Annotated in this window: 11 protein-coding genes; 4 read left to right on the plus strand and 7 right to left on the minus strand. The window is 60.5% G+C overall.

Features of this window, described 5'->3' with window-relative positions:
* Positions 1-82: 82 nt before the first annotated feature.
* Positions 83-2,320 (minus strand): NACHT domain-containing protein, encoded by a 2,238-nt coding sequence (locus tag WDM24_RS07830; protein WP_338830754.1) that lies wholly within the window; start codon positions 2,318-2,320, stop codon positions 83-85.
* Positions 2,321-2,583: 263 nt separating this feature from the next.
* On the opposite strand from WDM24_RS07830, the gene WDM24_RS07835 reads away from it, so the two are divergent.
* Positions 2,584-3,726: an HWE histidine kinase domain-containing protein gene (locus WDM24_RS07835; protein ID WP_338830755.1), complete on the plus strand. Its 1,143-nt coding sequence runs from the start codon at positions 2,584-2,586 to the stop codon at positions 3,724-3,726.
* A 37-nt stretch (positions 3,727-3,763) separates the two neighbouring features.
* On the opposite strand, the gene WDM24_RS07840 is transcribed toward WDM24_RS07835, so the two are convergent.
* From WDM24_RS07840 to WDM24_RS07855, 4 genes are all read right to left on the minus strand, one after another.
* Positions 3,764-4,624 (minus strand): TorF family putative porin, encoded by an 861-nt coding sequence (locus WDM24_RS07840; RefSeq protein WP_338830757.1) that lies wholly within the window; start codon positions 4,622-4,624, stop codon positions 3,764-3,766.
* A gap of 87 nt (positions 4,625-4,711) precedes the next feature.
* Entirely contained in the window at positions 4,712-5,329 is a 618-nt protein-coding gene (locus WDM24_RS07845) for a VIT1/CCC1 transporter family protein (protein WP_338830758.1), read from the minus strand.
* A gap of 287 nt (positions 5,330-5,616) precedes the next feature.
* Positions 5,617-7,254, minus strand: a complete 1,638-nt coding sequence (locus tag WDM24_RS07850; RefSeq protein WP_338830760.1) for a calcium-binding protein — start codon at positions 7,252-7,254, stop codon at positions 5,617-5,619.
* Positions 7,255-7,679: 425 nt separating this feature from the next.
* Positions 7,680-9,815 (minus strand): calcium-binding protein, encoded by a 2,136-nt coding sequence (locus tag WDM24_RS07855; RefSeq protein WP_338830761.1) that lies wholly within the window; start codon positions 9,813-9,815, stop codon positions 7,680-7,682.
* Positions 9,816-10,195: 380 nt separating this feature from the next.
* Here WDM24_RS07855 and WDM24_RS07860 point away from each other — a divergent pair, with 380 nt between their 5' ends.
* The 3 genes from WDM24_RS07860 to WDM24_RS07870 all read left to right on the plus strand — a co-directional run bounded on the left by WDM24_RS07860 (position 10,196) and on the right by WDM24_RS07870 (position 11,866).
* Positions 10,196-10,525: a hypothetical protein gene (locus WDM24_RS07860; protein WP_166298902.1), complete on the plus strand. Its 330-nt coding sequence runs from the start codon at positions 10,196-10,198 to the stop codon at positions 10,523-10,525.
* 134 nt (positions 10,526-10,659) lie between these two features.
* Positions 10,660-11,004 carry a hypothetical protein gene (locus WDM24_RS07865; protein WP_166214047.1) on the plus strand — a complete coding sequence of 115 codons (345 nt, stop codon included), beginning with the start codon at positions 10,660-10,662 and terminating at the stop codon, positions 11,002-11,004.
* A gap of 181 nt (positions 11,005-11,185) precedes the next feature.
* Positions 11,186-11,866: a ParA family protein gene (locus WDM24_RS07870; RefSeq protein ID WP_029083498.1), complete on the plus strand. Its 681-nt coding sequence runs from the start codon at positions 11,186-11,188 to the stop codon at positions 11,864-11,866.
* A gap of 185 nt (positions 11,867-12,051) precedes the next feature.
* Here WDM24_RS07870 and WDM24_RS07875 read toward each other — a convergent pair whose 3' ends face one another.
* Both WDM24_RS07875 and WDM24_RS07880 read right to left on the minus strand, forming a co-directional pair.
* On the minus strand, positions 12,052-12,195 hold the full coding sequence (locus WDM24_RS07875) for a hypothetical protein (RefSeq protein ID WP_165127734.1): 144 nt from the start codon (positions 12,193-12,195) through the stop codon (positions 12,052-12,054).
* Positions 12,196-12,350: 155 nt separating this feature from the next.
* Positions 12,351-12,647 carry a DUF4282 domain-containing protein gene (locus WDM24_RS07880; protein WP_029083497.1) on the minus strand — a complete coding sequence of 99 codons (297 nt, stop codon included), beginning with the start codon at positions 12,645-12,647 and terminating at the stop codon, positions 12,351-12,353.
* Between the last annotated feature and the right edge of the window lie 237 nt (positions 12,648-12,884).

Below are 12,884 nucleotides of genomic sequence, written 5' to 3' on the forward strand. Positions count from 1 at the left end.
CGACCCGGCCAGTGCACCACGGACATTTCGGAATTGCGATTTGCATGTCTGAGAAGAAGGTTCGTGGGCTCGGGCGCGAGGCTCAGAGACCCGCCGTGGCCTTCCAAATCTCGTCCTGACTCGTCTGCAGCTCGTAAAGCATTGTGCGCATGCGCCCAGCATGCTTCCGGTTAGGTGCGTAAACCCAACCTTCATCCCCCTTGAAGCGGGTCAGTATCTCCAGCGTGAGCAGGTGGTTGAGAATTTTTGGCGCCGTTCCTTTGTCCGCAATGTCTCCGAGCCCACGGAGTAGCGCCTCTTCCTTCCTGCCCGATCCTTTCTGAAAGAAGGTCTTGCGGATGATTGTCGCTAGTATCTCGTGTTGTGGCTGCAGACCAATCTGCCGAATGCGCGAAATGCTTTCAGTCGAGTCGAACTTGTCAGCTTCAAGGTCAGTAATCCACGCTGGGAGGGCCGTGGGCGATGAAACGCCAACAAGGCGCTCAGCAATGCAGTGCTTGATCGTGGTATTGACTGGCGGTGAAGCCGGAAGTGACAGCGTTCCAAATACGGTGTCACTGATTGCGAGGTTGGTTGGGCTGGACTTGCTCAAGTCGAGCTGCAAGAAATTGCCGTCGGTGATCGAGAGTCCTTCAAAGTCCACCCGCGCCGACGATCCGCGGAGAAACCCCGCGACAATGTCGCAAGACAAGACCTTGTTCTTGTCGGCGCTCGCACGTTTCGCGATTTCCAATGCGTTCTTGGGGTAAGCGCTGATGTCCCGTTCGAGCAATCGTTGGCCCAACACATCGAGTGGATTTACGAATGTTGTCGCAAAGAGGCCCGCGAGAGCGCGGTCCACCATCTTGAAGAGCGCCCCGGAATCCTTCGCTCGGAGGCCATCAAGAATGTAGCTGTCAATGAACTGCCGGTCATCGCTCTCGGACTTGACACGACCCAGCGCGGGAAGGCGCTGCAGCATCAAGGAGGCTTCTTCGACGGGCATCTGGCCAACCACAGACTCGAAGGCGCCCTGCACATCCCCCATCGTGATAGGGCCGACGTTAGATGGCCTTGTGCGGGTTAGGCGCGCGAGCCGCATCAGAACGGACTCGATAGTGACGGCATCGAAGGACGCACTGATGCGCGCATCTCTCTGGCATAGCACCTTGATGAAGTGGTCGAAGAAGCTGAGTTCGTCCTGTCCGACGCCGAACATTTGGTCTAGCTCGTCTTCTTCCATGTCCGCGATTGTCTGACAGACTAGAGGTCGGCGGGGTAGCCACTCGGGCATGACGAGGTCTTCATTGACATAACGCTTGAAGAATACGCGCATCTCCTCTTCAGTGAACTCGTTCTTGCACCGAACTACGGCCGTTGAGGCTGGGGACAGGCCAAGGGCCTGAAACATTTCTTCGTTGTTGTTGAAATAGTGTTCTCGCCCCGAAATAAGGGCGCCTTTGGTGCTGCGCGAAAAAAGCTCTCTAACGCCTTCCAAAGATTTTGCGCGAATGCCCCTTAGCTTCTCGCTGTCGTTACTCCATGCCTGCGAACCAAGTTCATCGAAACCATCCAGCAGCAGCACCAGGCGGTCGACGTTGAGGGCTCTAACCGCGGCATTTTGGAGGCTGTTGTCTAAACCCAGCTCGCTGAGGTGCCTCGTGATGAGTTCAGAAGCACGGCGAAGCCCCCAAAAGTCGCGGAGGTCGAGGGCCATTGGATAAAGGTTGGTCGCAGCCGCCGTCTTCGCTAAGGACGTGAACAGTTCACGTGAACACCGGCTCTTTCCAGTCCCATACTCGCCCAAAAGCACAACCTTCTTACCACCGCGCAGCATTTCCGTGATGTCGGCGAGTGATAGTTCCTTAGAGGAACCATCAAGTAGATAGGAGACCGGAACGTATTCGCGTTCGTCCTTGGCGCCAGTGAGCGGATTGATCGCGCTACTGAAGGCGGCGGTAAGACGCGCGTGAGAGTACTTCTCGAAGTTGAAAAAGATGTTCGCGAACTGATCGAACGACAGAACGCTGATATTGATGGCCTCGCCAGCCTCCTGCATTGAACGGGTGATGGAGCCCTTCACGACGCAGAAGCACCGAGGGAACGACTGGTGCTCCGCAAGGTATGCGTTTCGGGCCGTTTGGAGTTTGTTGACGTCTCGCCGGACCTTATCCAGCTCGCGTTCCTCTGTGATTTCGATAAAGATCTGTGCGTCGCGGGATAAAATCATAACCCCATCAAGCGCCACCCCGCCGATGTTCTGGGACTTGCAGTCGCCGTTCCAGATTGCGCTGGCAACGGCGCGCACCTTATCTTCGAAAGAAGCCCAGCTCGAAGTCATCGCCCCGCCCAATCACGTGGTTGACCGTATCGTATCACCGGAACACGAGTCGCAGAACGAAAACGCTGAGCTTATTGTGGTGGTGCACCGGGGGTTGACCGAATACAAAAAGGCGCTACAAACGGCCCTGACTCCGGCGCAAATAACGCTGGTTTATCAAAGAGAAAGCGGCAGGACGGCAGTACCCACCCAACTGTACCATTGCAGTTGAGTTACCCGCATCTCCAGCAGCTTTGCTGATAAGCCTGACGGATTTGCGCGGCTTGTTCCCGTTGACAAAATCTGATTGCCTGAAGGCTATGGGCATCGGTCGCAAACTGGAAGGTGATTTTCCACCAGGTGTGAGCGACGTCGCCGCACTCATTCGCGCCTTCGATTGGTCCGCCACAAGCTTGGGGTCGATCATGGAGTGGCCTGCGCACCTCAAGAGCGCAGTCAGCCTCATGCTGCCGGCCAAAGCACAGATCGTGCTGTTCTGGGGGCCGGAGTTTGTGGCGCTATACAATGACGCCTATGCACCGACGATAGGCCAGAAGCATCCGAGGGCTCTTGGACGACCTGCTCGCGAGAATTGGACCGAGCTGTGGGAAGACTTGGAACCCTTGCTCCGACGCGTCCTCGACAATGGCGAAACAGTCTTCGCCAAGGATCGCCCCTTCTACATCGAGCGCCATGGCTACCCGGAGACAGTTTACTTCGACATCTCCTATTCTCCTGTTCAAAACGAAGCCGGTGAAATTGGCGGTGTTCTTTGCATCGTTAGCGAGACGACCGAGCGTGTAGTTGCGCAAGAGCGCCAACGGTTGCTCGCGCGCGAGGCGAACCACCGCGTGAAGAACATGTTCGCCGTCTTCCACGGCATCATCAATCTGAGTGCTCGGTCAGCCCGAACGCCGCAGGAAATGGCTCAATCGCTACGGGGCCGTCTGAACGCTCTCATGCAGGCCAAGGATCTCATCCGTCCTGGGATCATGGGTACGGAGGCGCATAGCGAGCGAACAACGGTGGGTGACGTCGTGCGAACGGTGTTGCGGCCTTACGAAGATGACGCGTCTCGCGAACGCATCATGGTGAGAGGACCTAATGTGCCCGTGGGTGCGATGGCCGTGACAAGTCTCGCTCTCGCCCTGCATGAAACAACGACGAATGCGGCCAAATACGGCGCGCTATCGGAGCCGACTGGTTCGGTCAGCATCACATGGGAGACGCATGGCGGGGATCTCCATCTTGAATGGGAGGAGACAGGCGGGCCCATGATTGTCGCCCCACCGTCAGCTAAAGGCTTTGGTAGCGTGCTTGCAGAGCGCAGCATTGCTGATCAGCTCGGCGGCAAGGTTGAGCATGATTGGCTGCCTAGCGGGCTCAGGTTGAGGGTTTCGGTCCCTTTGGATCGTCTTGCAGTCTGAGGCCCTGCCTCAAAGTGGTAGCCCGCAAACGACGGGACTAGTTGAACGCAAACCAGGCCTTGGCAACGAAGGCTGCGCCGCACCAGTTCGACACCAGGCCGCCCGGGTTGGTGGCGAGATCGACGCGGCCGCCCGGCCGCGCGTTTGGATCGCCCGTGAAGACCAAGCAATTTTCCTTCGACAGATTGGTGTCGTAGTAGCGCAGGTCGAGGTTGAAGGCCTTATGGGTGAAGGTCACACCCGCCTGCCAATTGAGATAGGCAGGTAGCGGGAAGCCGCCGAGTTGCGAACTCTGGTTGCCGAACCAGGAGTAGCCGGCAGCGGTCGTGAATGATACTGCCAGGTCGTTCGGCAGCAAGCGGCCCGGCACGTCGAAGCCAGCCCCGGCCGCCGCATATTGACTCCAGGCGCCGGTGTTCGAGACGTTTGGCGAGTAAGCGTAGCCGGCGGCGATGCGGACCTGTTCGCCGATCTTTCGATCGCCGCGGATAACCGCCTCCCAATAATTGATGCCGTTGGTCTCGCCGGGAAGCCGTTCACCGGGGTAGGCGAAATAGGTCACGCCAAGATCAAGATCTATCGTAGCGATCGTCGGGCGGATACCGCCGGCGAAAGTGAGTTCAGCCGCCGGCTGGGTCGGCAGCTTGACGGTGGCGACCGTGGTGCCGGCGTAGAGCGAGCCAAATCTTGCTTCGAAGGCGGCGCCGACCGCAGGCCCATGATCGGACAGCGTGGTCCCTCGATAGATATAGTCGGACGCAGCCCCGGCGCGGGCGCTGAATTCGAACTCGTTCGGAGACGTTGCCTGGTTGGCGCCGGCTGCCGACCAGCCGCGATTGCCAAGGCCGATCGCGCCGCCCGGACTGGGGTTTTCTGTCTGCGCAAGACCCGCGGCCATTGGTGAAAGCCACAACCAGATCAACGCAGCGATCGAGGCACCACTTGCACGCCGAACAGATGCAATGCCCCGCTGCCGCACTGTCGATCATCCTCCAAGAGCCACCGCGACACCTACCAGCGCACTGCCAACCGCCACCATCGCAAGACCCGCCGCCCAAGGCCGCAGCCCGCTACGAACTCCGAACACGTAACCACAGCCGAAAAGCATGACGATGGCAATGGCGTAGGAGATGCGCAGCGCCAATCTGGCGTCACTAACGAACAGGAACGGGATCACCACAGGGAAGGTCGAAAGGAAGCTAAGCAGGCAAAGCCCCAGCGCTCCGGTCCAGTCGCGCTTCGTCAGTCCTCGACAACCCGACGGTTCGGGCGATTGCAGCAGTTTCTGCCGCATCAAATCGATCTGGTCCGGAGGCAACAGCGCCACCAATTCGGGCGACAGCGCGTTGGCGATGACGCGCCGCGCTGTTTCGGGATTCGGTGCCTGCCGTATCGCGCGGAGCGTCAAGAGCTTGTCTCCCCGATCGTTGATGCGAGCCAGCAGATAAAGGCCACCGTCGACAATACCCCACGCCAGATTGCAGCCGAGCGCACCGATCAGCAGTGTTTGAACATTGACGCCGGCTCCCGTCGCGACACCGAGCGAGCAGATGAAGGTGAGCGCCATGATCAGGCCGAACAGGGTTTCCGAGATCCGCTCCATCGGATCAAGGATGCTACCGGCAGGCGTATCTGAAATCTGCGACATCCCAGCCCCGAAATTCGCTCGATAGGCGACTATGCGAGCGAATGCGTCGGTCTGATGTGTTGATCTATCTCAAACATTCTGACACCGGATCAAAATGTCTATCAGAAAATCTTGCCTCTCTCGCCACTCACCAGGAGGCCGGAAAGGCCTTCAAGCCGCGGCGGAATTCGCGCAACCGCGAATTCGAGCGCAATCGTGGTGGTGGTCGGGCCGGTTCGCACGTCGCAATCCCCGCCGCCCCCTCAGCTGAACTTGAACATCCCCGCGCTCAGCTGTCCGGGGGCTTCGCCGATCAGCCACACCGCGTTGCCTGCGGCGTCGGTGATGATGGTGGTGTTGATGCCGGCCGCGTAGAACTCGGCGGCCTGGACGTCCGCGAACGAATGCAGCGACGTGCCTGCGAAATTGACGAAGTCGTTGACGCCGCCGGCGTTGAAGTCCTCGACGACCATCACTTCGGTATCGGACGCCTTGTCGTTGAGGTTGAAGATATCGCTGCCGCCGCCACCCCAGGCGTAGTCGACGCCTCCGCCGCCTGTGATGTTGTCTGCGCCCGAGCCCATCAGGAAGACGTCGACGCTGGTGCCGCCGGTGACGGTGTCCCCGCCGTTCGAGCCATAGACATAGTTCTGGCCGGAGCCGCCATAGATCAGATTGCCGTCGGTCTCGCCCGACGAGATGAAGATGTTCAGGCCGGAGCCGCCATACATCGTGTCGACGCCGGTGCCGCCATAGAAGTAGTTGGTCCCGGCGCCGCCGAAGAGATAATCGGCGCCGTCGCCGCCATACATCACGTTGACGTCGCTGGCCGACGTGCCTCCCGCGCCGACCAGCGTGTCGTTGCCGCTGCCGCCGAACAAATAGTTGAAGCCGGTGCCGCCGTAGATCGCGTCATCGCCGTCTTCGCCGAGCAACACGTCGTTGCCGTTGCCGCCGCTCAAGACGTCAGCGTCGGCGCCTGCGTAAACGTAGTCGTTGCCGTCGCCGCCATCGACGGTATCGAAGCCGGCACCCGCAACGATGATGTCATTGCCCGCGCCGCTCGAGATCAGGTCGTTCAACGTAGTCCCGTACAGCGAATCCGCGCCGGCTGTGCCGTTCATGGTGTCGTCGGCATAGCCGCGCACGCTGTATCCGAGGTCCTTCAGCACCCCGAGATCCAGCGGCGAGATGGCGTATTGGTAGTCGTCGAAGAAGACGATGCCATTCATCAGATCCAGCGTGAGCGGATCCGCGACTGTCGATGGCGAGGCGGTGAAGTCGGATTGCTGGTTGCCGAAGTGATAGTAATTCTGCGTGGTGCTGTCCGTCGTCAGCGGCACCGGGCCGCCATACGCGGCCTCCGCATGCGAACCGGTGAAATAGGCCAACGATCCGGACTTCTGGATAAAGGTATCAAAGGTCGATTCATAGGCGCCGGGGAGCTGGCCGCTCTGGCTGTACCAGCCCGTCATACCGAGCCCGTGCATCACCTCGTGCAGGAATACGTCGATGGGGTTGAGCTTATCATACGGGACCGAGCTGCCCCAACTCAGGCCGTAGTCCAGATCCAGATATTGCAGATAAGCGGTATCGACGTTGATGGTGATATCGCTCGTCGTGCCGCTGACGTGTTGTCCCGTCGTCAGCTCGTACTGGCTCGAAGGTTCATAGACGGCCAGGCCATTGCTTGTTCCGACGTAGTAAGACGACGTCGGCCCGCCATCTGCCCGCCCCACGGCGGTGGTCGTGATATTGAGATCGACAACCAGATTCCCGATGCCGCCGACGTACTGTTGCCAGACGCTTAACGCCTGTTGCAGGTCGTAAACCAGGGCCGAATCCGTTGCCGCTCCAGCGCCACCGGCGTCGTTGAGCTGAACAGTATAAGTCCACGCCATCTCATAGTCCCTTTAATCTAATCGCCCGTCTAATCTAATCGCCCGTCGAAAGATGCACTTGAATAGTCTGGCCTTACTGGCGCTTGGTACCATTTTTGATTGATTGTAGGCGAAAAAATTCTCTCAACGCGCGAGACTTTCGGGGTGCCCAGAACGGACAATCCCCCTTGAACAAGGTGACTTTAGCTCACGATCGAGAAGTTCGAGGCCGGGACGATGCTGATCGTGGCGCCGTTCATCTAGACGACAGTGCAGCCATTGAATGAACCACGGAATTGCACCACGTCGCGGGGCGAATCCCGGTCCTGGATCACCCGGACGCCCGGCGCATCGTTGAAGGCGTGATGTGAGGTCATCCGCAATGCGCAGCAACGAACAGCAACATTTGCCCGCAGCCCGTAGATACTTCGTCCTGGCCGAAGCGCTCAGCTGAACTGAAACATGCCCGCGCTCAGCTGTCCCGGCGCGACACCGGTGAGCCAGACCGCATTGCCCGCGGCATCGGTGATGATGGTGGTGTTGGTGCCGGCCACGTAGAACGAGGCCGCCTGGACGTCCGCAAAGGAATGCAGCGATGTGCCGGCGAAATTGATGAGGTCGTTGACGCCGCCGGCATTGAAGTCCTGGATCACCATCACTTCGGAGGTCGAGTCGTTGATGGTGAAGGTATCGCTGCCGAGGCCGCCCCAGGCGTAGTCGACGCCGCCGCCGCCGGTGATGCTGTCCGCGCCCGAGCCCATCAGGAAAACGTCGACATTGGTGCCGCCCGTGACGGTGTCGCCGCCGTTCGAGCCATAGACATAGTTCTGGCCCGAGCCGCCGTAGATGACGTTGCCGTCGGTCTCGCCCGACGAGATGAAGATGTTGAGACCGGAGCCGCCATACATCGTGTCGACGCCGGCGCCGCCGTAGAAGTAGTTGGTGCCGGCCCCGCCGTAGAGCAGATCGGCGCCATTGTCGCCGTACATCACGTTGACGTCGCTGGGACCAGCGCCTCCCGAGCCGACCAGAATATCGTTGCCGTTGCCGCCAAACAGGTAGTTGAAGCCGGTGCCGCCGTAGAGAACGTCGTTGCCGTCTTCGCCGAGCAGCACATCGAGGCCGGCATCGCCGAACAAGATGTCGTTTCCGGCACCGGCATAGAAATAATCGTTGCCGTCGCCGCCATAGCCGATGTCGTCACCGCCCTGGCCAACAAGAATATCATTGCCGGTGTAACCATACAGCGTGTCCGCACCGGCATGGCCGTAGACCGAGTCATTCGAAATGCTGCCGACCGCGGTCGGTTGCGCGGCTGTCGCGAAAAACGTCGTCGTGTTGCGATCGTCGTAGATCGATTCCTGCAACGTATCGGCAAAGCCGGGCTGGCGCTGGTCCCAGATGATCTGTTCGCGTCCGTCGCCGTACATGCCGATCGCGGCAGCGCCGATCGCGGACGTGTTGGTCGACGTGGTCGTCACCGTGCTGGCATCTGCAAGCGTTCCGGTGCTCGCAATGTGGTAGCGGCTGACCGCGGTCAGGCCAAGGAACGCATCATTGTCGCTATAGGTCACGGTCACGCCGCCGTCGGTCGCCGCGGCTGCGTCGATCGAGGTGATGAAATAGCCGGTGCCGACGCCGTCGATCTGGAGGGCCGGTGCGACCGCCGTTCCCGTCGCGTCAAAAATCTGGACGTCGATCACGGGATTGAGGGCGATGATGATCGAATTGGTGTAGTCGCGAACCAGCGCGAAGCCGCCGCCTGAGAGCGCGACGACCTTGTTATAACCGACCGAAGCGCTGGGCCCGGGCGCAGTCGACAGCGTGATCTCCGTCCCGACAGGGACGCCTGCCGAGGTGTAGATCTGTGCTTCGACATTGGCGCCGCTGATCCAGCTGACCAGGATGTTGCCATTGGTGAGCGTCGTCGCCGAAGGGGTGGTCTGACTCCCTGCGGTCGTCGTGTTGACGGTGAATTGGGTGCCGACCTTGTTTCCGGCGGCATCGAACAGCTGCGCGCTGATGCCCGAGCCGGCGCCGTCGCCGCCGACGCCGCCCGGTCCAGAGGAAACAGCGTCTTGCCAGACGGCAAGGAATCCGCCGCCTGCCACGGCCGTGATCGTTGCGTTGGTTTCGTTGCCCGCGGTGGTATTGAGTTTGATTTCCGCTCCTACGGTACCGTCGGGCGCGACAATCCTCGCGAACACATCGGTCCGCAGCGTGCCCGCGTTGTAGGATCCGAACGTGTAGGAAACGGCGACCGATCCATTGGAAAGCGTGGTCACGTCGGGCGTCGAAACGACCGAGCCGATCAGGGTCGGGCTGACAGCACTGCTGGCGATCGTGATCGGGGTCCCGCTGGTATTGCCGAGCGGATCGACCCGCTGCAGCACGACGGATTGGTACATGAGGTCCGGGAAGTTGGCATAGCCACCTTGCAGGTAGACCATCGCCATCTGGTCGTTGCCGATGGCGGCCAGCGCGGTTGAACCCAGGCCATTGGTGCCGTTGTCGACGCCGTTGGCTGGAGGGTTGGGCTGCACGCTCGCGATGAGCACCGGGGGCCGCCAAACGTTACCCATGACTCATTCCTCCAGCTAGGCACGGTCGATGCGATCAAAAATGGGGTCGCAATTTCTTGCCGTGCAGTGAGACCCGCCGGCCTTCAAATTCACCAGCGGCATGATTTCGAACATGCTTGAACACTGTTTGCAACGGGACGCGCAATATCCAGGGTAGTTTTGGTCCCGATGAGCGACCATGGGTCGCACCAACTTTCGAATGACGATTGCTCTCGGCGACGACGAAACTGCCGATGGTGGAGGTGAGGCATCCTCGTGCGGTGCAGCAACTGTTCCGGCCGTGTCATCTCGCCCCCGCTTGCGATTCAATGTGTGTTCACCCACTATCGGTGAAACGACGCCTTAAACGACGCCTTTATGACACCTTTGGGGGGACGCGCATGGGGACCGCCGGTGCAAGGAGTTTTTCGTTTGCGTTGATGCTCGGGCTTGCAGCGCTGCTGCTGCCGGACCGGGGCGAGGCTTACACACCCGACCAGCAGCAGGCCTGTACGCCTGACGCGTTTCGGCTTTGCGGGCCGGAGATTCCCGATGTCGATCGCATCACCGCCTGCATGATCAGGAACAAGGCGCAGCTTTCGCCGGCCTGCCGCGCATTCTTCCGCGCCGGTCCCGAGCCGCGTGAGGCGCGCGAGCGCGTGGAGCGGCGGCCGGCCGCTGCCAAGCGCAAGGCCACGAAATCGCGCAAGGCGAAGAAGCCGGTCAACTAAGGCGGTTCCCATCCCGCGCGCTAGATTACGTGGCGGCCATTTCAAGGCTGCGATGCGCGACAGACTGACGCCTTGTGACGCTGCCACGCAGCATCATCTGTGGGGCTGTGTTCATTGCAAACTCCGTTTCCGCGATGGGCGAAACGGGTGGAGTGGGACGTGTGAGCGAATACTACAAGCAAGAGATCGATCGGCACTTCGCCTGGTTCGAGGCCAAGCTTCCGCGTGGCCCCTCGCGCTTCGTCGCGTGGCTGCGCAAGCCGTCGTCGCGCTATGTGCGGATTCCGTTGGCGTTCCTTTTGATCATCGGCGGCATCTTCAGCTTCCTGCCGGTGCTCGGACTCTGGATGCTGCCGCTCGGACTCCTTTTGTTCGCACAGGATGTGCCGTTCCTGCAGAAACCCACAGCGCAATTGCTCGGCTGGATCGAGCGCAAATGGACCGAGCGCGAGCGGGCCAAAGCTGCCGAAAAACGTTAGCGATGAGTCAAATCAAGCGCTTAGCGCTTCCATTTGCAGTTGTGTCATAGATGAAGTGTGACTCAAAAAGCAGAACGCACCGGTAATCTTGGCCACTTTGCGGATTGCAAGAAGTTTCTTCTTTCGCGAATCAGCGCGCTGATTCATTTTCGCCTCCTGGGGTCAATCTGGAGGCCAAGGTATGAACGTGATTGTTTTCGCTTCGCGTAAGGGGGGCTCGGGGAAAAGTACCCTGGCTGCTCACCTCGCCGCGCAAGTGCACAAGGCAACGAAGCCATGTCTGCTGATCGACGCCGATCCGCAGGGCTCGCTGACTCTCTGGCACAAGCTGCGCGGCACCAACGAGCCCGCGATCAAGACGGCGGTGAATTCGGTCGCCGGGATCATCGCTCAGGCCAAGCGTGACGGCATCGAGTGGGTGTTCATCGATACGCCGCCGAATCTCTCGGCCGTGGTCGACGACTCCATCAAGAACGCCACGATGGTGATCATTCCGGCGCGGCCCGGCGTGTTCGACGTCAACGCGGTGCAGGAAACGATCCAGACCTGCCGCTCGATGCGCAAGCCCTACGCCGTCGTGATCAACGGCGCGCCCGCGCAGCGTGACAACGCCGAAAGCCGGATCGTCGCGATCGCGCGCGAGGCGCTGGCGAAATTCCGCGCTCCGGTGTGGAGCGGCCAGATCACCAACCGCGCCGACCTTCTGATGGCGCTCGGCCAGGGTGAAGGCGCCCGCGAATATTATGCGGAAGGCCGCGCCGCCGCCGAGGTCACTCGGCTGTGGGCCGCGATCGAACGCTCGATCAAGGCGATCCGCGGCACGGCGTCGGCCTCCGGCGCGATGCACAAGCAGGCGGCGTAACAACGCCGCTTCCGTTCGAACTGGAAGAACGCGCGGCTCTCGCGCGTTTTTTGCGCGATCATGCTCGAACAGTGAGATGTCATTCCGGGGCGATGCGTGAGCATCGAACCCGGAATCTCGAGATTCCCCGATGCGCAATTGCGCATCTGAGGTTCATGGTTCGCATGCCCCGGAATGACAGGGCGCTACGCCACCATCAGCAGATAAAACACGATCACCGGCGCCAGGGTCAGGATCACCGACCAGATGCCGACCGCCCATAAAATATCCTCGGTCGTAAAGCCCGGCTCGGCAGCCGGCCTCACGGCAAAACCATTCCTCGAATTCACGACGCCCCCGCGTTGGTCTTAAGCGCAATGCAGAGGCTGATACGCGAGCGGCTTTAAAATCCCGGTCGGAAATTCGCGGGCATTTGCGAGCTTGTGCTACTTCGGATTAACCACGGCTCGCCCGGCAGGTCGCGTCGGGCCGGAGGCGTTGCGCCTCAGTGCATCGCTCCGTCCCGGTCGCGGATCGCGCCGAGATGCTCGTTGATCCGGAACACGATCAGGATGAATTCGGCGGCGATGCGCGAGAACACGATGCCGACGAACATGCTGGCGATCGACGCGAGCAGCTGGATGAAGCCGACGAACGGGCTGATCGCCATCGCGGTGAGGCTCCACAGGATGCCGGAGATCCCGAACAGCACGATGACCGCGATCACGAGCCAGTAGAACGTCTTGATGATCGTGGGCGTGATGAAGCGGTCCCACTGAAACAGATCCTGGAAATCGAACATCGTGGTTCTCCCGGCCGCCGAAATATGATTCGCATCGCATCCTACTGCGTCATCCCCGGCGTTAGCACTTCATCCCCGCCGCCTACGGGGAAGCGTCCATCAGGACGAGGCGTTTGGCCGGACCAACGGTTCGGGACGGCGCCACAGCGCCGGCCGCACCATCGGGATCGATACCGCAGAAGCCCAGTCTGTCCCGCCAAAGGCGAGCCCCGGACCGGGCGCCGGCAGTCCAGGGGC

It is taken from the genome of Bradyrhizobium sp. 27S5 (genome assembly GCF_037217225.1).
In the GTDB taxonomy this organism is placed as follows: domain Bacteria; phylum Pseudomonadota; class Alphaproteobacteria; order Rhizobiales; family Xanthobacteraceae; genus Bradyrhizobium; species Bradyrhizobium septentrionale.

Excerpts from the sequence above, each read along its gene's own strand:
- WDM24_RS07865 (WP_166214047.1), top strand. The coding sequence starts at position 10,660 with ATGGGCGAAACGGGTGGAGTGGGACGTGTGAGCGAATACTACAAGCAA.
- WDM24_RS07880 (WP_029083497.1), bottom strand. The coding sequence starts at position 12,647 with ATGTTCGATTTCCAGGATCTGTTTCAGTGGGACCGCTTCATCACGCCC.
- WDM24_RS07860 (WP_166298902.1), top strand. The coding sequence starts at position 10,196 with ATGGGGACCGCCGGTGCAAGGAGTTTTTCGTTTGCGTTGATGCTCGGG.
- WDM24_RS07855 (WP_338830761.1), bottom strand. The coding sequence starts at position 9,815 with ATGGGTAACGTTTGGCGGCCCCCGGTGCTCATCGCGAGCGTGCAGCCC.
- WDM24_RS07850 (WP_338830760.1), bottom strand. The coding sequence starts at position 7,254 with ATGGCGTGGACTTATACTGTTCAGCTCAACGACGCCGGTGGCGCTGGA.
- WDM24_RS07830 (WP_338830754.1), bottom strand. The coding sequence starts at position 2,320 with ATGACTTCGAGCTGGGCTTCTTTCGAAGATAAGGTGCGCGCCGTTGCC.
- WDM24_RS07870 (WP_029083498.1), top strand. The coding sequence starts at position 11,186 with ATGAACGTGATTGTTTTCGCTTCGCGTAAGGGGGGCTCGGGGAAAAGT.
- WDM24_RS07845 (WP_338830758.1), bottom strand. The coding sequence starts at position 5,329 with ATGGAGCGGATCTCGGAAACCCTGTTCGGCCTGATCATGGCGCTCACC.
- WDM24_RS07840 (WP_338830757.1), bottom strand. The coding sequence starts at position 4,624 with ATGGCCGCGGGTCTTGCGCAGACAGAAAACCCCAGTCCGGGCGGCGCG.